The sequence below is a fragment of the Gordonibacter urolithinfaciens genome (genome assembly GCF_900199375.1).
GTDB classification, from domain to species: Bacteria; Actinomycetota; Coriobacteriia; order Coriobacteriales; family Eggerthellaceae; genus Gordonibacter; species Gordonibacter urolithinfaciens.
This window is the reverse complement of record NZ_LT900217.1, coordinates 1,578,777-1,601,724: the sequence shown is the minus strand read 5'-3', so window position 1 is coordinate 1,601,724 and position 22,948 is coordinate 1,578,777. Positions and strand designations below refer to the sequence as shown.

The 22,948-nt window shown below is 61.5% G+C and carries 18 protein-coding genes, 1 tRNA gene and 1 pseudogene; 18 read left to right on the top strand and 2 right to left on the bottom strand.

From position 1 onward, the window contains the following. Nucleotides 1–71: 71 nt before the first annotated feature. From BN3560_RS06915 to BN3560_RS06860, 13 genes are all read left to right on the top strand, one after another. Complete coding sequence (locus BN3560_RS06915; RefSeq protein WP_096227506.1) at nt 72–1,379, top strand: coproporphyrinogen III oxidase family protein; 1,308 nt, start codon at nt 72–74, stop codon at nt 1,377–1,379. 138 nt (nt 1,380–1,517) lie between these two features. Next, entirely contained in the window at nt 1,518–5,732 is a 4,215-nt protein-coding gene (locus BN3560_RS06910; RefSeq protein WP_096227505.1) for a pilus assembly FimT family protein, read from the top strand. Next, the gene (locus BN3560_RS06905) at nt 5,729–6,319 is read left to right on the top strand and encodes a hypothetical protein (protein WP_087191178.1); all 591 of its coding nucleotides are present in this window, start codon (nt 5,729–5,731) and stop codon (nt 6,317–6,319) included. Before BN3560_RS06910 ends, BN3560_RS06905 begins: the two co-directional genes overlap by 4 nt. Next, a complete protein-coding gene (locus BN3560_RS14335; RefSeq protein WP_123649809.1) occupies nt 6,316–6,663 on the top strand; it encodes a hypothetical protein in 348 nt (115 codons plus the stop codon). The genes BN3560_RS06905 and BN3560_RS14335 overlap by 4 nt, the downstream gene beginning before the upstream one ends. Then, complete coding sequence (locus tag BN3560_RS06900; RefSeq protein WP_123649810.1) at nt 6,660–7,196, top strand: PulJ/GspJ family protein; 537 nt, start codon at nt 6,660–6,662, stop codon at nt 7,194–7,196. Before BN3560_RS14335 ends, BN3560_RS06900 begins: the two co-directional genes overlap by 4 nt. A 2-nt stretch (nt 7,197–7,198) precedes the next feature. Further along, nucleotides 7,199–8,899, top strand: a complete 1,701-nt coding sequence (locus BN3560_RS06895) for a GspE/PulE family protein (RefSeq protein ID WP_096227503.1) — start codon at nt 7,199–7,201, stop codon at nt 8,897–8,899. A gap of 12 nt (nt 8,900–8,911) precedes the next feature. Continuing rightward, nucleotides 8,912–9,967 carry a type IV pilus twitching motility protein PilT gene (locus tag BN3560_RS06890; RefSeq protein WP_087191181.1) on the top strand — a complete coding sequence of 352 codons (1,056 nt, stop codon included), beginning with the start codon at nt 8,912–8,914 and terminating at the stop codon, nt 9,965–9,967. Further along, complete coding sequence (locus tag BN3560_RS06885; protein ID WP_087191182.1) at nt 9,967–11,175, top strand: type II secretion system F family protein; 1,209 nt, start codon at nt 9,967–9,969, stop codon at nt 11,173–11,175. The genes BN3560_RS06890 and BN3560_RS06885 overlap by 1 nt, the downstream gene beginning before the upstream one ends. Nucleotides 11,176–11,288: 113 nt before the next feature. After that, nucleotides 11,289–11,687, top strand: a complete 399-nt coding sequence (locus BN3560_RS06880; protein ID WP_123649829.1) for a type II secretion system protein — start codon at nt 11,289–11,291, stop codon at nt 11,685–11,687. 65 nt (nt 11,688–11,752) lie between these two features. After that, a complete protein-coding gene (locus BN3560_RS06875; protein ID WP_224767921.1) occupies nt 11,753–12,718 on the top strand; it encodes a prepilin peptidase in 966 nt (321 codons plus the stop codon). A 102-nt stretch (nt 12,719–12,820) separates the two neighbouring features. Beyond that, nucleotides 12,821–13,813: a pilus assembly protein PilM gene (pilM, locus tag BN3560_RS06870; RefSeq protein WP_087191185.1), complete on the top strand. Its 993-nt coding sequence runs from the start codon at nt 12,821–12,823 to the stop codon at nt 13,811–13,813. A gap of 5 nt (nt 13,814–13,818) precedes the next feature. Continuing rightward, entirely contained in the window at nt 13,819–14,529 is a 711-nt protein-coding gene (locus tag BN3560_RS06865) for a hypothetical protein (protein WP_224767922.1), read from the top strand. Continuing rightward, nucleotides 14,516–15,118, top strand: coding sequence for a hypothetical protein (locus BN3560_RS06860; RefSeq protein WP_087191186.1), 603 nt, complete (start codon nt 14,516–14,518; stop codon nt 15,116–15,118). Before BN3560_RS06865 ends, BN3560_RS06860 begins: the two co-directional genes overlap by 14 nt. A 33-nt stretch (nt 15,119–15,151) precedes the next feature. Here BN3560_RS06860 and BN3560_RS06855 read toward each other — a convergent pair whose 3' ends face one another. Beyond that, nucleotides 15,152–17,746: a GGDEF domain-containing protein gene (locus tag BN3560_RS06855; RefSeq protein ID WP_224767924.1), complete on the bottom strand. Its 2,595-nt coding sequence runs from the start codon at nt 17,744–17,746 to the stop codon at nt 15,152–15,154. A 207-nt stretch (nt 17,747–17,953) separates the two neighbouring features. Here BN3560_RS06855 and BN3560_RS06850 point away from each other — a divergent pair. Next, nucleotides 17,954–18,029 (top strand) — tRNA-Phe (locus tag BN3560_RS06850). Between the two features lie 356 nt (nt 18,030–18,385). Here BN3560_RS06850 and BN3560_RS06845 read toward each other — a convergent pair. After that, nucleotides 18,386–18,529 (bottom strand): annotated as a pseudogene (locus BN3560_RS06845) (twin-arginine translocase TatA/TatE family subunit); the annotation flags it as partial. A 314-nt stretch (nt 18,530–18,843) separates the two neighbouring features. Between BN3560_RS06845 and BN3560_RS06840 the strand changes: the two are divergent. From BN3560_RS06840 to BN3560_RS06825, 4 genes are all read left to right on the top strand, one after another. Further along, nucleotides 18,844–19,440 (top strand): TetR/AcrR family transcriptional regulator, encoded by a 597-nt coding sequence (locus BN3560_RS06840; protein WP_087191206.1) that lies wholly within the window; start codon nt 18,844–18,846, stop codon nt 19,438–19,440. 157 nt (nt 19,441–19,597) lie between these two features. Further along, nucleotides 19,598–20,068 (top strand): 5-(carboxyamino)imidazole ribonucleotide mutase, encoded by a 471-nt coding sequence (gene purE, locus BN3560_RS06835; RefSeq protein ID WP_087191188.1) that lies wholly within the window; start codon nt 19,598–19,600, stop codon nt 20,066–20,068. Nucleotides 20,069–20,260: 192 nt separating this feature from the next. Beyond that, nucleotides 20,261–22,357 (top strand): thiamine pyrophosphate-dependent enzyme, encoded by a 2,097-nt coding sequence (locus tag BN3560_RS06830; RefSeq protein WP_197702177.1) that lies wholly within the window; start codon nt 20,261–20,263, stop codon nt 22,355–22,357. Then, nucleotides 22,350–22,943, top strand: coding sequence for an indolepyruvate oxidoreductase subunit beta (locus BN3560_RS06825; protein ID WP_087191189.1), 594 nt, complete (start codon nt 22,350–22,352; stop codon nt 22,941–22,943). Before BN3560_RS06830 ends, BN3560_RS06825 begins: the two co-directional genes overlap by 8 nt. Nucleotides 22,944–22,948 lie beyond the last annotated feature (5 nt).

The window sequence follows — 22,948 nt, the reverse complement described above, 5'->3', positions numbered from 1 at the left end:
AGGCGTCCCGCAGGGGCGCGTTTCGGGGCATGCCCGCGCGTTTTCGCAGTAAACGAGAAGAGGTCTTCGCATTGCTATCTGAACGCATGCTCACGGCGGTCGTCCGCCAGTGCACGAAAAGCTACCTGAAGCTCCGGCCCACCGATGACGTGCGGGTTCCCGCGCCGAAGCCGGGGCAGAAGTACATGCTGTACATGCACGTGCCGTTCTGCGAGCGGCTGTGCCCGTACTGCTCGTTCAACCGCTTTCCGTTCGCGGAGGATCGCGCGCGGCCGTACTTCGCCAGCATGCGCAAAGAGATGATGATGCTGAAAGAGCTGGGCTACGATTTCGAGAGCCTGTACGTGGGCGGCGGCACGCCCACCATCATGATCGACGAGCTGTGCGACACCATCGATCTGGCGAAGGAGACGTTCTCCATCAAGGAGGTTTCCAGCGAGACGAACCCGAACCACCTGATACCGGCGTACCTGGACAAGCTGCAGGGCCGCGTGCAGCGCTTGAGCGTGGGTGTGCAGAGCTTCGACGACGGCCTGCTCAAGCAGATGGACCGCTACGACAAGTACGGCAGCGGCGCCGAGATACTCGCGCGCATCGGCGAGGCCAGCCCGTACTTCACCTCGCTCAACGTGGATATGATCTTCAACTTCCCCGCGCAGACCGAGGATATCCTCATCAACGACATCGAGCGCGTGGTGGAAAGCGGCACGAGCCAGACGACGTTCTACCCGCTTATGGCCAGTCCCAGCGTCGCACGCCAGCTCGCCCGCACCGTGGGGCGCGTGGACTACGCCCGCGAGCGCACGTACTACGAGATCATCAGCGAACTCTTGGCCGGCGGCTCCGACCCGCTGTTCGAGCACGGCAGCGCCTGGACGTTCAACAAGCGCGGAACCGGCGTGGCCGGCGAGGACGCTATGATCGACGAGTACGTGGTGGACTACGAGGAATACCCCGCCATCGGAAGCGGCGGCATCACGTACCTGGGCGACAACCTGTTCGTGAACACGTTCTCCGTGAACGACTACAACGCCGCCATCGCGCAGGGTCGTATGTCGCTCATGGGCAAGACCACCTTCAGCAAGCATGACCGCATGCGCTACCGATTCATGATGCAGCTGTTCGGCCTGCGCCTGGACAAGCGCCAGTTCCGAAAGGACTTCGGCTGCACCGTGGAGGCCGGCCTGCCTGTGGAGATGGCCTTCATGAAAGCATCCGGAGCCTTCGACCGCGACACGTCCGACGAGCTCACCCTCACCCCGAAGGGCCGCTACCTCATGGTGGTCATGATGCGTCAGTTCTTCATCGGCGTGAACAACCTCCGCGACCAAGCACGAGCCGCCTTGGTGGGCGAGGAGAGGGAGCTGATTTTTGGGTAGCGAGGCGGTCCAGACGCCGGCGTGTAATTCAGGCTTCAAACTACGGTTTAGTTAACCCCCCGTGTGCAAAATGTTAAGATGTACTTTCAGTACGTCTATGCTCGGCATGCCAAGCGGCGAGAACGAGGGAGCTGAAAGATGACCGGTAGCAAGAAGCATAGCGAGGGCTTCACTCTCGCAGAGCTCCTGCTCTCCATCGCCATTATTCTGGTGCTCGCCGCCATTGCCATTCCTTCTATTGTCAACGCGCAGAACAACATGCGCATGGTGGAGCTGAACAACGCCGCCGAGTCCATTGCCAACGCCGCCCAAACCCAGATGACCGCCAAGAAGGTCGCCGGAACGTGGCTGGATCTCGTGGAGAAGACGGGAACCGATGGCAAGAAAACGGACGTGTACCCGAAAGCGGTGGACTTGCCCGGCGGATTCTCCCCCGACGATGTTTACTACATGACGGCTTCCCAAGTTCGGCAAAGCGGTGTTCTTACCAACCTGTCCATAGATGACGCCGTGCTCAACGGCGACTATATCATCGAATTCACGAAATCGACCGCAAATGTGGTGAGCGTGTTCTACACCGACGGCAAATCCGGCTTCTTCGGCACGGCCCCGCAGGGCGGCAACGACGCCGCGAAGGCCTACTACCAGGCCTCCGGCTCCCGCGAGCAAGACGCCCGCAAGTCGGCGACTCCTATGATAGGGTACTACCAAGGCACCCCTGCCTCCGCCACGAACGCAGTTGCCCTGGAGAGCCCGGTGATCTGGGTGGATGAGCTCGGTCGGCTATGCATTCAAAACCCCAACATAACCAATAACAGTAAGGTGCCTACGACAATGGACGTGTCCATTTCGATAAAAGGCGAAGAGAACTCTGCGACCATCGTGCTTTCAGGGCTCGACGCAAAGGGGGGTGGCTACGCTGTCTCTTCAGGCGACCTTTCCGATTCGTATTCGAACTCGGTGAAAGAAACGCAAATATACGATGTGATATCCCGTGACATGGTCGATAACAATGTGTTCAGGATCGACCTGAATGATCTGAAACGTGTTCTGGAAAGTTCCGTCACAGATCAAGGCAAGGCTTTGGCGATAGTTGTCCAGAAGCTCGCTTCGTCAAGCGCAAATCTCCATGTTTTGGCTGCTGTCTCATCGTCTGATCCGGCTATGCCTTCGATTTCCGCCACAGCCGAGGCGTATATGGAATGGCCGGAGAAAATTGCAACACTGACCGTTTTGGTAACCAATCCTGCACTCGATGCGCAAATAGTTGAGGGCGGCAAAAAACGGTCTTCGGCCAGCCATATATCTGGAACCTATGAAGATCCCCAGACTAAGTTGATAACCGATTCAGGAGATGCGCCCGTCACGGATCTCTCCATGAAAGACCAGCAAGCCATTTTCAATCTGGATGATGCAGGAATCGAGACGAATTCGATTCTAAAAGCAGAAAATGTCGAATCTTCGCGGCAGTCGTATTCAGGCGGCTGGGTCAAGCTTGCCGACGCGATATCCCAAACGAGCAAAGACGTGAATGTCTATGCCCAAGTGACCGCCGGCACTTACACTTCGGATCCGGGCAGCGAGATAAACGTGTCGAAGATGGTCAATCCTGGAAACGGATCGTTGCTTTGGCAAGGCGGCGGATCGTTCTCTCCGTCGGGCAAAGCTCATGCGTACCAGATCTACGAGATTTGGATCAACGGCGAACGAGCTGGATATATAAATCAAGGCGTATGGACGTGGGAAGAATCCGAACTCGGAGACTGTTTTTCTCAATGCGTTGATCCGATAACCGCCGATTCTACCGAAGTGAAGATAAACCTTAGTCGACTGTACGACCGTGTACCGCGAGATTTCGATGGCTACGAAGTGTATGTGCGGACTACCCCCAAAGCCAGCGAGGTCAAGCAGTATTTCGTTGACAACATGGATCGTATCAAAGACTACTTTACCGGAAAGCAGCGAACGACGGGCATGCGCGGAGTAAATCTCGGTGCCCCCGTTCGCCAGCCATTCGAAAACGAGTTCGGTGCCTCGTCCACGGTGGCGTTGTTCAATATAACTTCGGCGTCGCCAACGGATAAGTACAATTCCGAAAGTGTGAAAAACGACGGTAAGTCTTTCTTCGCTTCAGATGATGTTCGCGTTTACTATTCGGCAACGTCGGCGTTGGCGTGGAAAGGCAATTCAAGCAACGCGAGCGTTTATACGGAAGTGCCGAGTGCTCAGCTGTGGGGTTTTAAGAAGGAAGACCAGTTCCAAAACGTTCTTCCCGACGCTTACGTAGAACAACCGAGGAGCTCAAACGAACCGTATGCGCTCACCAGCACCACATCAGCGGATTTCGAGCTGTCGACGCAGCGCGACGGCTTGTTCTATCGCGTGCTTGAATACTGTGACGACAAGGGAAAACGCTTAGACGGCAGCGAATTGCAGTATGTTCCTTATACTGTCCAAAAGATGGCGGAGTATGCGACAATAGCCGATGCGCCTCAAAAGGAAGGCTGTCTTTCAAGTTGGAAAACCCCGAATGCCAGCACTTGGCCGGCCGAGGGAGCGATCATTGTCGAACCGAAGCAACTGGTAGCCTCATATGGCTCTTTTCTTAAGTATGGACATGTAAAGCTAACGGTGAATTATAGTGAGATACCCAAAGTAGCAGGACTTATGTATTTGGAGTTCGGCGAAGACGGTAAAGTTGGTTATTACGGATGTCTGAGCTCCCAAACGCAGCCGATAGCGAATTTGTTGGATGAAATTAATGAAAATGGCGTTCAAGAAACCATAAGTTCTTGGGGCTACTATGCTGTGGTCCCTGTCGAAGAAGGCGATAGCGAGAAGGCGCCTTCGTTTGTCGGCACGAATAACAGATTGGCATCGCTCGATAGTAAGAGCCATATCAAGTTTTCCATCGACGGAGCCGAGTATCGGGCATACAAGATCACAAGCAAGGGAGACGGTCTTAAGGCAAAGAGCGTGGCGATAGAACTCAAATACAACGGAATCGACTCTCTTTACTACCTCAACTTCAACTTTGCGTGCGCAGTTGAAAACAACTCGAGCAAAGCTGGCTCTTGGGGTGAGACCGAAGGGGCTGCATGGATCGTGCGGCATGCCGATCAGTTTCCGGGGTGCTTGTCCACGGGCTATGCGACGCCAGTGGTGAAGACATATAGTGCCGACTGCTTCAAACAGACGCATGATTTGGATATGGTGCAACGAACAGGTACGGGCAGGAACTTCAAAGATGTATCGTTCTCGGGAGTCTATGACGGCCTTGGCTACAAAATACGCAACGCACATGTTAATGCTACGGGTGCTTTCCGATCCAATACGGTGAGTCCCCGCGGAGCCTCGTTCCTTTTTCCAGAGGTAATCGGAACGGACGACAAGCGCGCTTGTTTAAAAAACATCCATTTAGTTGAAGACACGAGTCAGCTTGATGCGGGGAAGTACGTATGGGACTGGTCATACGATGATGGCAACACGCACGACGATTCCCAGACGTATATCGGTTTGGTTGCTGGTACGATTCGCAAGTGTGATGTCGAAGGTTGCTCCGTGTCGGGCTACTCTTCTAACAAGTCCCCCTCTGCGTTTATAGAAATAGAGCACAAGGGCTCAAACGTCTATGGCTGGGGGATTTTGATCGGCTGGGCATCCGACTCTAATATCAAGGGCATGATAAACCCCAAGAATCCAGAAATCGTAACACCGACATACGTGGAAGGAATCACGTTTACCACGACATCCAGGTCTTCCTCATGGAGCTCCGACATCAGTATAGGTGCACTTCTAGGAAAAGCCGAGCAAAATGTCAATCTCAGCGACTGCTCGACAAGCAATGTCTCTGTAGGGACAAGCCTCTTGGCCAAGAATAGAACCGCTTTCGTCGGAGGGTTGGTGGGAAATTATGAAAATTCGCTGACGTTGGTTGGCTGCTCGGCTAAAGAAGTGAGTCTTTTGGTTGATCCTGGACAGGCAAACGGAAGTAACAAGCTTATCGTTGGAGGATTGGTCGGCAAAGGTATAGCCTTTGACTCTGGCAGTAAAAATAACTTCGTAGGCGTAGTTTTGAAAAGAGAGGGCCTGTCGGATTTCCAAGTTGTCGACCAAGGCGTCGTAGTGCAGCCGGAAGCGAAACCCGAATCGCCCTCGGAGCCTGGATCCGAACCTGTTGATGATGCTTTCGGTGTCGATTCTGATCTGTCTCAAAAAAGCGAGCATGATACGCCTTCGACCGAAAACGGGCGGAAGGAAGAGGTAGATCCTGTTCAAGACAAATCTGCCGATTCTCCGCAGCAGTCCGCTGAACAGCATCCAGAAGGTTCAGACGAGGTCATGCGATCATGAAGAGCAATACTCTTCAAGCGAAGTTTCGCGACACCGCCGGCGCCTCCATCGTCATCGCGTTGGTATTCTTCCTTATTTGCGCCATCATCGGGTCGGTGGTGCTCACGGCGGCGTCGGTGCAGGCGAAGGCTGTGCAGACGCACAGGGAATTGCAGCAGGCGGAGTACACAGTTGGCTCAGCAGCGCAAACCATTGGCTATGACATGGATATGGATGAATTGACCATTGTTTCTAGTCCTGACGGCGACACCGTGCAGGGTGCCCAATACAGTGTGTTCGGTCGAGAATTTTGGAAAACCTACGGTAGCAGCATTTTGGAAAGGCGGGCTGTAAAAGAGTCCTTTGGCTCGGGAGAAAGACTTGTTATCAAGCAAGGAAACTCGACGGTATATGGCAAATTGCTTGTAGATTCCGATCTCAACATAACAATAGACCTGTCATTGGATGAGAGCTTTGCTCCAGCCTCGCCTTACAACATGACGGTATACCTGCAATGTATCCCAACCTACAATGCCTCGGGAAAACTTGTATCGTTTTCTTATGAGCGCGCTGCTATTACGAAGACCAATGACGGTGATAGGATATGAGAAAGTATCTGGCCTCACTTAGTTCGAAGATTGCTTCTAAAGAAGCCGATACCTTAGTAGAGGCTTTGGCAGCGCTGCTTATAGCGGCACTCGGTGCCACGTTACTCGCAACGATGGTTATGGTCTCGACAAATGTGTCTGTGACGAGTAGGCAGTCACTCTCGAATTTGTACAAGGCCGAAGCGGGTATGGCCGAAAGCGGTGTCAGTGGAGCCGATTTCTCATTCGGTAAAATTAACATTCAAGTAAAGGTTTGGACATATCAGGCGAAAGACGACAGCGGCCAAGTGGTATTCGAACGGTATCAAAATATAAGCGCTCGGCCTGAGAACGCGCAGCAATGATTAAAGTGACTCGATATCGCAAAAGAACTCTTGTTGCTTTGACACATTGCTTGCGCGATCAGCGGGGTTTCATGCTGGCCGAGCAGTTGGTCAGCATTATATTCATTGGACTGCTGTGCATTGTGATATCCGCTGGAATGGGTGCTGCTATGAGCGCATACGGCAGCATCACGAGGCAAACTGTCGCTGACAATCTGCTAGCGCGCGCGGTTGAAACAGTGAGCGATGAGATGGCCTACGCTCGTTCGGTCGAAGGAAGTGGAGAGTTTCCCGCTTATGTGAGCGCAGGCTATCGCGAAACAGTGCAGTTTTACGATCCTGACGCTGGCTTTTCGCCCAACGGCATTATGCTGGCAACCAGCACTGCTTCAGTAACGCTTGTGCCCTCTCAGGATGGGCTCATTCCTGTTTTGGATAGCGTCATCTATGATGAGACAGCCAACGCTTGGACGTTTGATGTGAGCATTCGTGAAGGAGAGAGCCTTCCGCCCTTGGCGGAAGCATCGCTCTCCGTGAAAAGAATAGGATCGTAGCAATGGCATACAAGCGCTTGGGAGACGTGTTGACCGATGCGGGGCTCATCACCGATGAGCAGCTGGGGCATGCGCTCGCGCAGCAGAAGGAGTCGAAGCGGCGCCTGGGCGACGAGCTCATCGCCGAGGGCGTCATCACGGAGGTGGAGCTCATCGAGGCGCTGCAGATGCAGCTGGGCATCGAGTTCGTGGACCTTTCCGCCATCGACCTCGACCCCGAGATGAGCCGCGTGGTGTCGAAGAACGTCGCCCGGCAGTACAACGTGGTGCCTGTGCGCACCACGCCCGAGGACGTGTACCTGGCCATGAGCGACCCGCTGAACTTCATGGCCATCGAGGCGGTGAAGAATGCCACCCGCAAGCGCGTCGTGCCCATGGTGGCCACGAACGACTCGGTCATGCGCGCTATCATGACGCTGTACGGCAACGAGGGCGCCGCCCGCGCCATCGAGGAGATGAAGCGCGACGCCCGCGCCGCCGGCACCGACGACGGGGGCAACTTCCAAACCTCCACGCTGGGCGACGACGCCGACGCGCAGTCCGCCCCCACGGTGCGCCTGGTGAACAGCATCATCGAGCGAGCCGCAACCGAGCGCGCGTCCGACATCCACCTGGAGCCGCGCGAGGCCGACCTGCATGTGCGCATGCGCATTGACGGCGTGCTGCGCACCATCCTCACCGTGCCGAAGGAGCTGCAGGCTTCCGTCATCTCGCGTTTGAAGATCATGGGCGGCATGAACACATCCGAGCGCCGTGTCCCCCAGGACGGCCGCGCGAACATCCGCCTGAAGAAGCAGGACATCGACCTGCGCATCAACACGCTGCCCACCATCCACGGCGAGACGGTGGTCATCCGCCTGCTGGATAAGAACGAGTCGCTCTTCGACCCCAAGGGCATCGGCTTGGCGGGCTCGAACCTGGAGAAGTACAACCGCCTCATCCATGCTAACAACGGCATGGTGCTCATCGTGGGTCCCACCGGCTCGGGCAAGAGCTCCACCATGTACACCATGATCCGCGAGCTGAACGACGACTCGGTGAACCTGGTGACGCTGGAAGACCCGGTGGAGTACAACATCGACGGCGCGAACCAGGTGCAGATCAACGAGAAGACGGGCATGACGTTCGCCAGCGGCCTGCGCGCCATCTTGCGCCAAGACCCTGACATCGTGGCGGTGGGCGAGATCCGCGACGGCGAGACGGCCGAGATTGCCATGCGCGCCGCCATCACCGGCCACCTGGTGCTCTCCACCGTGCACACGTTCGACGCTGCCAGTACCATCGACCGCCTTGTCGACATCGGCGTGGAGCCGTACCTCATAGCCAGCGGCGTGCGCGGCATCATCTCCCAGCGCCTCGTGCGCCTGGTGTGCCCGCACTGCCGCGAGGAGTACGCGCCGGACCCGGAGGAGCTGGAGACGCTGGGCATGCGCTACGACCCTGCGGTGAAGTTCTTCCGCGGCACAGGCTGCCCCATGTGCTTCGGCACCGGATACCGCGGGCGCACCGGGGTGTTCGAGATACTCGTGCTCGACCGCGCGCTGCGCGCCCGCATCACGGGCGGCGCCACGCGCGAGGAGCTGCAGACCGCCATCGAGCAGTCGGGTTCGTACCGCACCATGGCCGACAGCTGCCGCGAGCTCGTGCTGAACGGCGTGACCACGGTGGAAGAGGCCCGTAAGACCATCACGGCGCTGGAATAGAAAGGCGCGACCATGAACATCGAACAACTCATCAACCATGCGCACGAGGCGAACGCTTCCGACGTGCATCTGGTGTGCGGCCTGCCGGTGAAGTTCCGCGTGAATGGCCACTTGGTGGATGCGGGCGTGGACGGCGACGCGCCGCTCACGCACGAGGCGTGCGAGCGCTTGGCGCGCGAGCTGGCCGGGCAGGATTACGCCTGCATAGAACGTGCGGGCGAGCTCGACCGGGCCGACACCATCGCCGGCGTGCGCGTGCGCGTGAACCTGTTCCGCCAGCAGGGGCACGTGAGCGCCGCCCTGCGCCTGTTGTCAGACGTCATCCCGCCGCTCGAGACGCTGGGCCTGCCCCCGGCGGTCATGGACTTCCCGAAGATCCAGCGCGGCATCGTGGTGGTGACGGGCGAGACGGGCAGCGGCAAGTCCACGACGCTCGCGGCGCTCATCGACGCCATCAACCACACGCGCGCCGAGAATATCATCACCATGGAAGACCCTATCGAGTATATCTACACGCCCGACCGCTCCATCATCTCCCAGCGCGAGATAGGACAGGACACGGCCAGCTACCACGACGCCCTGCGCGCCGTGCTGCGCGAGGACCCCGATATCATCCTCATCGGCGAGATGCGCGACCTGGACACTATCCAGACGGCACTCACCGCCGCCGAGACGGGCCACTTCGTGCTGGCCACGTTGCACACGAAGTCGGCGGCCGATTCCATCGACCGCATGGTGGACGTGTTCCCCGAGGGTTTGCAGCGCCAGATACGCATGCAGATATCCACCACGCTCGTGGCGGTGCTGTCCCAGCAGCTGCTGCCGAGCCGCGACGGGAGCGGCCGTGCGCTGGCGTGCGAGCTGATGATGGTGACGCCCGCCATCCGCAACCTTATCCGCGAGGGGAAGACGCCGCAGATCCAGAGCTCGCTGGCCACCTCGGCCGCCGCGGGCAGCGTCACCATGGACAACGCGCTGCTGAACCTGTACCGGGCCCGCGCCATAGACGCCCAGACGGCGCTCGAAGCCGCCCACGATGTCGATTACGTGAGAAAGAACGTCCGCTGATGCCCACCTTCACCTACACCGGCCTTTCCGTCACCGGCGACAAAGTCAGCGGCGTCGTGGAGGCCTACGACGAGATTGAGGCCATGGAGCAGGCGCGCGACCTGTGCCGCATCGTGCAGAGCGTGAAACAGGTGCGCGAGGGCAAGAACATCCTGACCACGGACATAACGAAGCCGCGCGCGAAGCCGAAGCAGCTGGCCATCATGTGCTCGCAGTTCGCCATCATCCTGCAGGCGGGGCTCTCCATCGCCCGCGCCGTGTCGCTGGTGGCCGACCAGACCACCGACAAGTACCTGCACCGCGTGCTGGCCGAGGTGGCCACCGACGTGGCGAGCGGCCACGGCCTGGCCGACAGCTTCGAGAACAAGGGGCCCGAGCTGCCGCGCGTGTTCGTGGAGACCGTGCGTGCCGGCGAGGAGAGCGGCCATTTGCCGGAAAGCTTCGAGCGGCTGCACAAGTACTACGACAAGCGCGCGAAGGTGGGGGCGAAGGTGGCCAGCGCGCTCACGTACCCGATATTCGTGCTCATCATCGCCGTGGTCGTGGTGGCCGTGATGATGGTGATGGTGATTCCCGCCATCGCGGGCATGGTATCGTCGCTGGGCACCGATATGCCGGCCATCACTCAATTTTTGATTGATGCCTCGAACTGGGTGTCGGCCAACTGGCTGATCGTGCTTATAGTGATAGTGCTGGCGGCGGTGGGAGCAAAACTGTCCAGCACGACCGAGGCTGGCAAGACCCTGCTGGCGAAAGCGAAGCTAAGGATGCCGGTGCTGGGCGTGGTGGGCGAGTTCTCCGGCGCCTCGCAGTTCGCGAACACCATGTCCACGCTCATTGCGGCGGGCTTGCCCATGACGCGCGCCGTGGCCGTGACGGGCCGTGTGCTGGGCAACTACGTGCTGTCGCGCGAGGTGGGACGCATGGAGGCGGGGCTTGAGGAAGGCCGCACGCTGGGAGAGTGCATGGAGCAGTGCCGGTATTTCCCGCGCACGCTCATAGAGATGTGCTCGGTAGGCGAGCAGACCGGCGAGCTGGAGGCGACGCTGGAGACGATGGGCGAGTTCTACGATAACGAGACGCAGCGCGTGACCGACCGCGCGCTCTCCCTTATGGAGCCGACGCTGCTCGTGCTCATGGCCGTGTTCGCCGGGTTCATCGTCATCGCGCTGTACCTGCCGCTTTTCACCATGTACGCGAACATGTAGGCTGTTATGCCACCGGGGATGTGTTAAATGGTGGTATGATCGTTCGATCATGAATGGGGGATTGTTCTTGGCGGCGAGAGGCTGCTGGGAGAGAGGAAACAACGGTGAAGGAAATGATTAAGAGGATAAGGGAAGAGAAGGGCGGCTTCACGCTCGCCGAGTTGCTGATCGTCGTGGCGATTATCCTGGTGCTGGTGGCCGTAGCCGTGCCGGTGTTTTCAGGGGCTATGGACAACGCCAACAAGTCCGTGTTTGAAGCAAACGTTCGTGCTGCGAGAATGGAAGCGGCGAATGATTATTTGTCAAACCATGCTTCCGATACGGGAGCGTTGTACCACGTTAGTCTTTATATGAAAGACGGTGATGGTCACAAAAAGGGCGATACCGTGATTTCGTATTCCGGCAAGGGCAGTGCTGCTGAAGACACTACTCCCGGTACTTGGAATGGCAACGACAGCCCAATTGTTTATAATGTGTATATCGCGCCGTCGGAAATTAAACCGACAGCTTAACTTTGTCCCTCCCGCTCAACATCTTCACTCCTAGTCAAGCGGCGATCCTCATCGGGGTCGCCGCTTTGCTCGGTGCGGTGTTCGGCAGCTTCGTGAACTGCCTTGCGTGGCGCCTCGTTCACGGCGAGAGCGTCCTTGCCGGGCGCAGCCACTGCACAAGCTGCGGGCATTCGCTCGGGGTGCTCGATCTCATCCCGGTCGTGTCGTGGCTCGCGCTGCGCGGGCGTTGCCGGCATTGCGGCGAGCGGGTGAGCCCGCGCTACGTGATAGTGGAGCTGCTGATGGCCGCCTTGTTCGTCGCGCTTCTCGTCGTGTACGGCGTAGGCGCGCCATGGCTCGCCTACGCTGCGCTCGCATGCATCCTCATGGGAGCCTCGCTCGTCGACCTCGACACGTACACCATTCCCAACGGCTTCGTGATCGCGGCAGCGGCCGTGTGGCTGCTCATGATGGCGGCGTCGCTCGCGGGCGCAATCGGCTTTCCGCTCGTTCCCGCAGCAATGCGTGAGCCCGCTGCGTTGGTGGCTGCCGACTCGCTCCTCGCCGGCGCTGCTCCCGAGGTCGTCTCCTCGGTTTTCGGCGTGGGCAGCCTGTTCGCCCCGCTGGTCGGGGCTGGCTGGCTGGCCGGCCTGCTCGACGGCCTGGCGGGCGGCCTTCTCGTGGGTGGCGGCATCCTGCTGTTCTCGCTCGTGTTCGACGCGGTGACGGGCAAGACGTCGCTCGGCGGCGGCGACGTGAAGCTGCTGTTCGCCGTGGGGCTGTTCCTCGGCGCGGCCCTGTCCCTGTTGAATCTGCTTGTCGCTTGCGTGCTGGGCCTCGTGTTCGCGGCTTTCCGCTTGCGCAGGGCCCCCTCGGCTCCGTGCGGCAAGGCCGTCAAGGACGTCGCGGGCGAAGGCAAGGGCGCCTCCCCGGAGAGCGTCCCGCCGCCGGTGGACAAGGCCATCCCCTTCGGACCGGCCATCGCGGCGGCCACCATGCTCACGCTGCTGGGAGGCCCGCTCGTCCTCACCTGGTACGTCGGGCTGTTTTAGGGCTGGCTGCGCGGCCTGTTCCGGCAACGGCGCGGGAATGGCAGGGGGGATGGTATAAACTGTCCTTGGAAGGGAAATGCGGGATCGAAAGGACTTCTCCGCATGGGTAAAACCTACACGGGCGTCGATATCGGCAATGCGAGCGTGAAGCTCGCGGTGTGCGATGACGACGTCATCAAGAACATCGTGGTGGAGGCGCTGCCGGAAGGGCTCATGGCCGAAGGCAGGCTCATCAGCTTCGACGCTATGGCCGACTTCATCAAGGGGCTCGTCAAGCGTACAGGCGGTATTGCAAAGGATGCGGCCCTCGCGCTCTCCTCGACGGATTGCCTTGTGCGACGGCTGTCCGTTCCGGCCATGACGGAAAAGGAGCTGGAACTGAACCTGCCCTACGAGTTCCGTGATTACATCGCCCAGGGCAAGGACCGCTACTACTACGATTACGCGGTGCTCGCCACGCACCTCGATCCCGAGGGCGTGCCGGAGGGCATGGACCTGCTGGCCGCCGCCACCACGAAGCAGACCGTGGACGACTACCTGGAGATGTTCCGTCGCGCCGGCATGCGCCTGCGCATAGCCACGCCGGCGGCTGCGGCGTTCCAGAACCTGGTGGGCGGGAACCCGCGCGCGTTGGCGAACTGCTGCGTCATCGACTTCGCGCACAGCGGTACCAAGCTGCACTTCTTCGCCGACGGTGCCTACGACGTCACGCGCGTCATCGACATCGGCGGGGCCGACATCGACCGCGCCATCGCCGCCGAGCGCGGCGTGGACGTCCATGTGGCGAACGGGTACAAGCTCTCCGACTACGACGGCGTGCAGCAGGGCGCGGCGGCCTTCGACGTCTACGAGTCCATCGCCGTGGAGATAGGGCGCGCCCTCAACTTCTACGGCTTCAACAACCCGGACACCAACGTGGAGATGGCGTACTGCTGCGGCGGAGGCTCGTCGCTGCAGCCGCTGGTGAACGTCGTGGCAAGCCATATCGATATAGACCTGCGGTCGATATCCGACATCATGCCCGAAGCGAGCGGCGACAACGATTTGCGCGCCCAATGCCCCGGCGCCGTGGGCGCGACCATGAAGGCCAGGTGAGAGTCGTGGTCGATCTCAACAGGGAAATATCGTTCGGTCCGTTCGGGCACAAGAAGGACGGCGCCGAGTCGCCGGAGCCAGGGGGCGCCCCTGGCTCCGGCCGCCGCGCTTCGCGCGGCGGCCGTGCCAAGGTCGTGTACCCCACGAAAACCACCATCAACCTTGTCAAGCAAGAGGCAACCCACGGCAGCATCGCAACGCAAGTGGGCCTGTTCGCCATCGCACTCGTTCTCATCGGCGTGTTCGCGAAGTTCGCGGTCATCGATCCGTTGGCAAGCGGCATGGACAGCTCGGCCGAGGTGGCCGCCGCCCAGGCGCAGCTCGACGAGCTCCAGGCCGCAAACGAGAACTACGCGGCCCTCAACGAGAAGTACGCGCGCTACGTGGTGACCGGCCTCACGGAGGAGGAATCGAACCTGGCGAACCGCAACGCCGTGCTCGACCTCATCCGTTCGAACCTCATGTCCGTGGGCTATCTGTCCTCGGTCAAGGTGGTGGGCAACACCGTGATGGCGACGTGTCTCGGGGCTGATCTGACCGAGGTCTCGCGCCTGGTGGAGCGCCTTGAGGCGGATAGCCGCGTCTCGCACGTTACCGTGTCCACGGCCCAGGGAAAGGACAACGCGGCAACGTCGGCAACCATCGAGGTCACGCTCAAGGGCGCGCTCGACGATGGGGCCGAGACGGGAGAGGGGGCCGGCAATGGCGCGGCGTAGCATATTGAACCGATCCTTCTCCACGCGCGAGAAAGTGCTTATCCTGGTATTGGTGGCGTTGCTCCTGGTGGCATGCTACTACTTTCTGGTCGTCAAGAACGTGGCCGACACTAAGGCCGAGAACGACCTGCAGCTGCAGGAGATCCAGATGCAGGTCGACACGCAGACGGCCCTTGCCATGGCGCGCACGCGCATGGAGAACGAGCTCGCCGAGTTGGGAGACGTGGGGAAGCTGCCCGTGGTGGCCGCCTACGACAACATCCGCAACGAGCTCGACGAGCTGAACACGCTTCTGTCCGGCGTGGGCACCTACGATGTGAAGTTCAGCCAGCCCGAGCTCGATGGCGAGCTGGTGCGGCGTCCTGTCACCATCACGTATACCGTGGCGGGCTACAACGAGGCGCTCGGTATCGTGCAGTCGCTCCAAAACGGCACGTACCGCTGCGACGTCACCGACTTCGCCTTGACCGGCAAGATGCTCGCCGACGGCAGCATCGAGAGCGTGAGCGCCACGCTCGACGTCACTTATTACGAGACGACGAAAGGCGCCACCAACTTGAGCGGCTTGGTTGAGAAGAGCGCATCGTAGCTATCTCGAGCGGTCGTCGCAAGGCGGCCGCTTTTAGTTTTCCCTCAATCTCTCCAACACGAAGCGGTCCTTGCCATCGGCCTTGGCGCGATAGAGGGCGCTGTCGGCTTGCTGGTAGGCTTCGCGGTACGGTATGGTGATGCCGGCCAGTTCCACGCCGCCGATGCTCAGCGTGATGGTGCGCTCGACGCCGTGTTGGTCGTCGAACGTCACGCCGCGGCCTACGAGGCGTGCGCAGCGTTCGGCCAACTGGTCGTGGTCGATAGGGCCGTCGATGCACACGGCGAACTCGTCTCCGCCCAAGCGTCCGATAAGGTCGTGGGGGCGGAAGGCGCCGCGCAGCTCTTCGGCGGTTTCGCGAAGCGCGACATCGCCGGTGAGGTGCCCGTACGTGTCGTTGACGCTTTTGAAGTCGTCTGTGTCGATGACCAACATGGCTCCGCACGTGCCCGACTCCAGCAGCTTCTCGGCCTGCTCGCAGAACGTCGCCCAGTTCAGCAAGCCTGTGAGGCCGTCGTGTCGCGCGCGATCCGAAAGATCCATCTTCTCGCGCACCTCGTCGTCCACGCTCGTGATCTTCCCGATGACCGAGATAGGCCGTCCCTCGTCGTTCGTCACCAGATGCGACGCGATACGAACCCAGTGCTTCTCGCCCGGTCTGGGCTCGTACGGCAGATCGACGGAAGAGTTGGTGGGAGACGTGAGCGCGTCGAGCATCTCGGGGTCGGCATCGGCGGCGATAAGGGCGTGAGCGTGGGAGATGATGCGGTACGATCCGTCGTCCGACTCCTCGCCCACGGAGGCGATCACGCGCGAGCGGGAGCCCTTGGGGTTCGACATGATCAGCGTGTCCGCGGCAAGCGAGTACTCGAACAAAAGCTCGTTCGTCAGGCTGTACAGCTTCTGGAAACGCAGGTTCTCCTCGCGCACGCGGCGGTTGGCAAGCACGCGCGAACGCAGGTAGAGCACCAGCAGCACGATCACCACCACGAGTATGGCGATAGCTGCGATGGCGAACTCCAGCAGGTGGCTCGCAAGGAATGCGCCGACCTGCTCTTCGGAATCGACGAGCACGTTCTCGTATACGATGGAGTCCAGCTCCTCGGTGGAGAGGCCGCGAATGGACTTGTTGATGATAGACAGCAGGTCGGGCTCCACCGGATGCACAAGGCCGAAGCACACTTCGATGGCCTCGGTGGAGGTGGGCAGGGTCAGCAGGTTGCTCAGCCCGTCCACGTTCGTGTAGTACGGGGCGGTGTACGAGGTGCCGTACGTATAGTCAGCCCGGCCGTCGTTCACGGCCTTGAAGCATTCCTCCATCGACCCGTATATGGTTGTGGAGTCGTTAGCGGGCAGGGCGCTTTCCAGTTCCCAGGAAAGGGCCAGCTTTCGATTGGACAGATCGTCGGGATCGACGAACCGGTTGTATACGAGCAGCAGGTTCGTGGTCATGTACGGTGCCGAGAGCGACAGGCCCAAAGTCGAGGCTACGGTGTCGTTGCCGTCTATTCCGGCTACTAAGTCAACCCCGGCCTCGCGGATGGCGGATGCCATGTCGTCGCTGCGCTCGATGCGCACGACCTCGAACGAGAGGCCCGTCTTTTGCGACAGGAAGTCGAGCATGCCCTGCGACACGCCCTCGAACTCGCCGGTCAGGCGGTCGAAGGACTGGAGGGGTGCCCGTTCGGCGATGATCCCTACGCGCAGCGTATCGTGGTTGCGTGCAAACTCCGCCTCGTCGCTCGACAGGGCGTATCCGGCGCCGTTGTTGGCGAAGTGCTTCTTGTAAAGGGAGTCCTGCAACTGGGGATTGCTCTCGTTGATGCGCTCGATGGTCTGGTCGATCTCGTCGATGATCGCGCGGTCGCCTTTCGGCGCCGCGAAGAAGAACGGTCGCCCGGCAAACGTGGCAACCACGTGGAATCCTTCTACGGGGCTGATGTCGACGCCAAGGAAGGCGTCGGCCTCTTCCGATATTGTCCTCTCTGCCAGTTCGTTGTTGGTGGAGCATTCTACAGTGGTGTACTCAAGGTTGTTTTTCTCGCAGAAATAGGCGAGCTCTTCGCGGCGCAGCTTCGCGGAGCTCGAAAGAGCAATGTTCAACGGCCCCTCGGTGAAGAGGTTGGTCGACGTTATTTTGGCGTTCTCGTTGGGGACGAACAACGAGGTGTGCGCAGTGCCGTAGCTGTTCCGGGGATACTCGTACATGTCGTCGAGTGCAGGGCTGTACGTCATACCGCCCTCGAGGTCGATTCGGCCGTCCTCGAGCATGTTTATCAGGTCGATTGCCTGGTCGTTGGTGGTTTCGCCCTCGGCTTCCACGAACTCGTACGTCCATCCGGTGAACTGTGCGATACGCTGCAGGTAATCGTAGGTGTAGCCTTCGAGCGTACCGTCGGCATTGCGGCAGAGCATACCCGGGATGTCCATGTACCCCACCCTGACCACGCGTTGCTCGAAACCGGTTGATTGGGTGCCCGGCGTCGACGCCGTATCCGCGAATGCCCTGCCCGCTGCGCCGTCGTTGGTGGCCGGTGTGATGGACATGAGGGTGCAGGCGAGCAGTGCGGCAAGGATGATCCTCGCCGCAACGGAGAAGCGCGCTATCCGGGATATTCCCACGACCATTAACCCTCTTTCTACAAGTGCTGTCATTGTAACCCCAACGGGGTGTTCTAACGCACGAGAACGACAACTGGCAGGAAGGGTTCAGCTCTAGGTTGCGGCTCGGAAGCCCGCTTGCGAAAATCCGAGAGGAAATGCCTCATGGGCGCTTGACCCGGACACGCGCGACCGGTACAATATCGTTCCACGTCCTCACGGACGCGTACCTGTGGTCGGGTAGCTCAGTTGGTAGAGCAGCGGACTGAAAATCCGCGTGCCGAGGGTTCAAGTCCCCCTCCGACCACCACTGCAACGACAGCGCCCCGAATCCTGCGATTCGGGGCGCTTTTTGTGTGCCGAGCAGGGCACGCTCTCTAAGGCTTATAGGGTTATAGGACAAAACGTGTAACCCTAGCCCTAATTCCAATCGCTTCTCCAAGGGCCGCTTGTATGCAGGTCGTTCCAGGCGACTGCGGTGCCCCATCGAGGGGTTATAGGCCGAAACGCGTACCTTAACCTCAATCGCAATCAAGTTGGTAGGGACCGCTAGAAAGTAGATGTGTGCGGGGTATGTCGGGGTGAGCGGCTGCGAACAGGTTAGGGAGACGGGCCGGCTTCTTGCCCTTGCTGCGCCGCCCAGGCGGGAGGTTATGCCGTCTGGGTATCGTCTTCCACCCGGCCGCGGATCTTCTTGACGGTGCGGCCCAGCATGCCGCCCAGCTTGGGCAGGTTCTTGGGGCCGAAGATGACGAGCACGACCGCGAGGATCAGGATCAGCTCGGGCAGTCCCATGCCGAATATTTTCATTGTCCGCCCCTTTCGCGGTCCGGTTTTCCATTGCCTTAGGTAGTATAGCAGCCCTAACTTTATAGCGACTATAAAATTGTGGCAAATAAAGAAATGACTCGCGAAACTTCCGTATAATGCAAGAAGTTTAACGAGCAGGACGGTAGGGGGGAGGAGCAGGCATGGAGAGGCCGTGCGAGCGGAAGAGAGCGCCGAGGGGCGAGAAGCGGAAGGCGCCGGGCGAAGGGAGCCCAGATGCCGTTGGATCACCCGCCGAGCCGGAGGGTAGCCCGACGGTTGCGGACGCCGTTGCGGTTGGGGCGGACGCCGAGGGCTTGCGCGAGCGCAAACGCCGCGAGACGCGCGCGGCTATCGAGCGCGCGGCTATCTCGCTGGTGGACGAGCTGGGCTACGACAACGTGACCGTGGCCATGATCAGCGAGCGAGCCGTGGTCTCGCAAGGCACGTTCTTCAACTACTTCCCCACGAAGGACGCCGCCATCGTGGGGCTGGGGCTCGTCGACCTCGATGCCGAAGCCGTCCATGCTGCCTACGACCGCATAGAGGGCACGCCGTACCACGCCACCCTCGCGCTGTTCCTCAAGGTGGTGCGCGATCTGGACTGGACGAGCGAGATCGCCGCCATGCGGGCGCGGCTGGTGGCCCAGACGCCGGCGCTTATGAAGCTGTTCCTAGACGGCACGTTCGGCTTCGTGTCCGAGTTCCGCGGCATTTTGACCACCTACCTGGAACAGCATCCCGAGAGGCGCACCTGCCCGGACGAGCTGGCGCCTTCCGAGGAGGCGGGTCTTGTGGTGGCCGAGGCGCTTGAGGCGGCGAAGTTCGCGTTGGCCCGCGCCACGGCCGATCCCGATGCATCGCTTCCCGAGGCGGCCGAAGTGGAGGCCGTCGTCAGGCGGATCGTCGGGTAGGGCGCCGCGCCTGCCTTCCGCGGTCTGCGTGCAGGACGCGGCCGGTCGATGGAAAAGCAGCGCATGAGCGGGCGCGGGCTTTCCGAAACCCCTACAATAACAGGATCGAACAATATGAGCGCCGCCGCGTCAGGTGACGCTGAACGAAGGAGGCCACATGCCCTGCGAGAACAACAATCCGGTCGTCGGCATCATCATGGGATCCGAGAGCGACATGCCTGCCATGGAGCCGTGCATGAAGCAGCTCGACGAGTTCGGCATCACCTACGAGGTGAAGGTGGCCAGCGCGCACCGCAAGCCGGCCGAGGTGCACGAGTGGGCCTCGACGGCGCACGAGCGCGGCATCCGCGTAATCGTGGCGGCCGCGGGCAAGGCCGCGCACTTGGGCGGCGTCGTGGCGGCGTACACCCCGAACCCGGTTATTGCCGTGCCCATGAAGACGAGCGATCTGGGCGGCCTCGACTCGCTGCTGTCGATGGTGCAGATGCCCTCCGGTGTGCCGGTGGCCTGCGTGGCTATAAACGGCGCGAAGAATGCGGCCATCCTGGCCGTGCAGATCCTCGGCACCGGCTGCGATACCGCCCGCCAGAAGATCATCGACTTCAAGCAAGGTATGGCCGAGGCGTAGGCTGCGCCGACCGCGCCTCGCCCGGACGCGCGCGCATGGAGGCTGCCGGTTTTGCTATCATGGGATTCACGAGAGTCCGGGCGTGAGATGCCGAATGTTTCACGTGAAACATTTGTACGGATAGTCGGCGGCGCATCCTCTCCGTTGCTGTCCTGGCAACGGCCAACGAGTACCGAAGCAGGCGAGACGCATATGACGAAGAAACTTCTGATGGGAAACGAGGCGTTCGCGCACGCGGCGCTCGAGGCGGGCGTGCGCGTGGTGGCAGGGTACCCCGGCACGCCTTCTTCCGAGCTTATCGAGACGGTGGCGAAGCTCCACGCGTCGGGCGCCGCGCACGGCGTGCATGTGGAGTGGTCCACCAACGAGAAGTCGGCGCTTGAGCTGCTGGCCGGCGCCTCCTGCGCCGGCGCGCGCTGCCTGTTCACCTGCAAGCAGGTGGGGCTCAACGTGGCGTCCGATCCGCTCATGAGCCTGAACTACGTGGGAGTGAAGGGCGGTCTCGTTCTGTTCGTGGCCGACGACCCGGGCCCCATCTCGTCGCAGACCGAGCAGGACACGCGCCGCTTCGCTGCCTTCGCGAAGATACCCGTGCTGGATCCGTCCACGCCCGACGAGGGCTTCGCCATGATGCACGCCGCCTTCGACCTGTCCGAGCGCTACCGCACGCCCGTCATCGTGCGGCCCACCACGCGCATCAACCACGCGTCCACGTTCTTCGACGTGGCCGATGCCACCGACGCGCGCCCCGTGCCGCCCGAGGGCTTCGAGCGCGATCCCAAGTGGATCATCTTCCCGCGCCGCGCCTACGAGGCGCACGGCGAGATCAACGAGCGGCTGCGCGCCATCGCGCACGACTTCCACGCCGAGCCCGCGCTGGCAGCGTTCAACCCGATAACGCAAACGAATGCTTCACGTGAAACAGGCGCGCCGCGCCTCGGAATCGTGGCGGGCGGGGTGTCGGCGGCCTATGCGCGCGAGGCGCTGCGCATGCTGGAGGAGCGCGGCGTCGAGCTGCCGGCCTTCCGCTTCTGGCAGGTGGGCACGCCGTACCCGTTCCCGGAGGAGACCGCGGCGCGGTTCGCGGAAGGCCTCGACCAGGTGCTCGTTTTGGAGGAGCTCGACCATGTGCTTGAGGACGAGCTGCTTCGCTTCGCCGGGCGCACGCACGCGGCGCTCGAGGTGCGCGGCCGCTTGACCGGAGACGCGCGCGACCGCGGCGAGAACGACGTGGACGACATCGCCGCGCGCATCGCGAGCTTCCTCGGCGTGTCGGGCGCCGTCCCCGACGCCTCGGCAGCGGCGGCTTGCGACGAGCCGTTGCCCGTGCGCCCGCCGGTGCTGTGCGCCGGCTGCCCGCATCGCGGCAGCTTCTACGCCGTGAAGCGCGCGCTGGGGAAGGCCCCGGCCGTGCTGTGCGGCGACATCGGCTGCTACACGCTGGGCAACGCCAAGCCGCTCGACGCCGTGGACACGTGCCTGTGCATGGGGGCGGGCATCACCATGGCGCAGGGCTTCGCCGTGGTCGAGCCGGGCAAGAAGCACGTGGCGTTCGTGGGCGATTCCACGTTCTTCGCCAGCGGCCTGCCGGGCATCGTAAACGCCGTCTACAACGGCCACGATGTGACCGTGTGCGTGTTGGACAACGCCACCACCGCCATGACCGGCTCGCAGCCGCACCCCGGCACGGGCGTCACGCTCATGGGGCCGAGGCGCGCGCCCGTCTCCATCGAGCGCGTGCTCCAGGCCGTGGGCTTCGAGTGCATCGTGCATGCCGATCCGCTCGACCTGGACGCCTCCGTTGCCGCCGCAACCGAGGCGCTGGCGTTCGAGGGCCCCAGCGCCATCCTGTTCGAATCGCCGTGCGTGCAGCTGGCGAGGCCGGGCGCGCCCGCGGCGGTGGACGCGGATGCATGCACCGGCTGCAAGAAGTGCATCACCGAGATAGGCTGCCCCGGCATCGGCTTCGACGGCGACGCGCGCGGCCCGAAGAGCGGCGAGCGCGGCCAGGCGTTCGTGGACGCGAGCCTGTGCAACGGCTGCGGCCTATGCGTGCAGGTGTGCCCCTTCGACGCGCTTCGTGTTCCGTCGGCTTGCCAGCCGACGGATGCGGTCGACTCTGCGGCTTCCCGCAGTGCCCGACCTCGCCGCGCTGACGAAGGCTCGCGTACCGAGGTACGCCACGCCTCCGCCAGCCCGTCGATCTCGGGCACTGCGGAAACCCTCGCTGACGTTGGCGGACCTGGAGCTTCGGACGAATCGGCGGCAGAAGGAGGCACCCATGCGTAACGTGCTGTTGGCGGGCGTGGGCGGCCAGGGCACGGTGCTGGCTGCGAAGGTGCTGGCCCAGGCCGCGCAGGAGAAGGGCTGGCAGGTGCGCACGGCCGAGACCATCGGCATGGCGCAGCGCGGCGGCAACGTGGTGTCGCACGTGCGCATGGGCGATGGCGGGGAAGAGGTGCTGGCGCCGCTGCTGGCACGCGGCACGGCCGACCTCGTGGTGGCCTTCGAGCCGGCGGAGGCCGCGCGCGTGGTGCCGTTCCTGGCGCCTGGCGGCACGCTGGTCACGGCCACGACGGCGCTCCAGCCCGTCACGGCGGCGCTGTCGAAGACCCCGTACCGCGCGGCTGCCGTGGTCGCGCGCCTGCAGGAGCAGCTGGCCGGTGCCGCCATGTTCGTGGCCGTGGACGACGCGGCGCTGTGCGCGAAGGCGGGAAGCCGCAAGGTGCTGAACACGCTGCTCCTGGCCAGCGCGCTGAAGACGGGCTGCCTGCCGCTCGATCTGGACGACCTGCGCCGCGCCATTGCCGCCTGCGTGAAGCCGCGCTTCGTCGACCTCAACCTGGCCGCCATCGACGCGGTGGCGGGCGCGTAGGTCCT

Excerpts from the sequence above, each read along its gene's own strand:
- BN3560_RS06910 (WP_096227505.1), top strand. The coding sequence starts at position 1,518 with ATGACCGGTAGCAAGAAGCATAGCGAGGGCTTCACTCTCGCAGAGCTC.
- BN3560_RS06905 (WP_087191178.1), top strand. The coding sequence starts at position 5,729 with ATGAAGAGCAATACTCTTCAAGCGAAGTTTCGCGACACCGCCGGCGCC.
- BN3560_RS14335 (WP_123649809.1), top strand. The coding sequence starts at position 6,316 with ATGAGAAAGTATCTGGCCTCACTTAGTTCGAAGATTGCTTCTAAAGAA.
- BN3560_RS06900 (WP_123649810.1), top strand. The coding sequence starts at position 6,660 with ATGATTAAAGTGACTCGATATCGCAAAAGAACTCTTGTTGCTTTGACA.
- BN3560_RS06895 (WP_096227503.1), top strand. The coding sequence starts at position 7,199 with ATGGCATACAAGCGCTTGGGAGACGTGTTGACCGATGCGGGGCTCATC.
- BN3560_RS06890 (WP_087191181.1), top strand. The coding sequence starts at position 8,912 with ATGAACATCGAACAACTCATCAACCATGCGCACGAGGCGAACGCTTCC.
- BN3560_RS06885 (WP_087191182.1), top strand. The coding sequence starts at position 9,967 with ATGCCCACCTTCACCTACACCGGCCTTTCCGTCACCGGCGACAAAGTC.
- BN3560_RS06880 (WP_123649829.1), top strand. The coding sequence starts at position 11,289 with ATGATTAAGAGGATAAGGGAAGAGAAGGGCGGCTTCACGCTCGCCGAG.
- pilM (WP_087191185.1), top strand. The coding sequence starts at position 12,821 with ATGGGTAAAACCTACACGGGCGTCGATATCGGCAATGCGAGCGTGAAG.
- BN3560_RS06860 (WP_087191186.1), top strand. The coding sequence starts at position 14,516 with ATGGCGCGGCGTAGCATATTGAACCGATCCTTCTCCACGCGCGAGAAA.
- BN3560_RS06855 (WP_224767924.1), bottom strand. The coding sequence starts at position 17,746 with ATGGTCGTGGGAATATCCCGGATAGCGCGCTTCTCCGTTGCGGCGAGG.
- purE (WP_087191188.1), top strand. The coding sequence starts at position 19,598 with ATGCCCTGCGAGAACAACAATCCGGTCGTCGGCATCATCATGGGATCC.
- BN3560_RS06830 (WP_197702177.1), top strand. The coding sequence starts at position 20,261 with ATGACGAAGAAACTTCTGATGGGAAACGAGGCGTTCGCGCACGCGGCG.
- BN3560_RS06825 (WP_087191189.1), top strand. The coding sequence starts at position 22,350 with ATGCGTAACGTGCTGTTGGCGGGCGTGGGCGGCCAGGGCACGGTGCTG.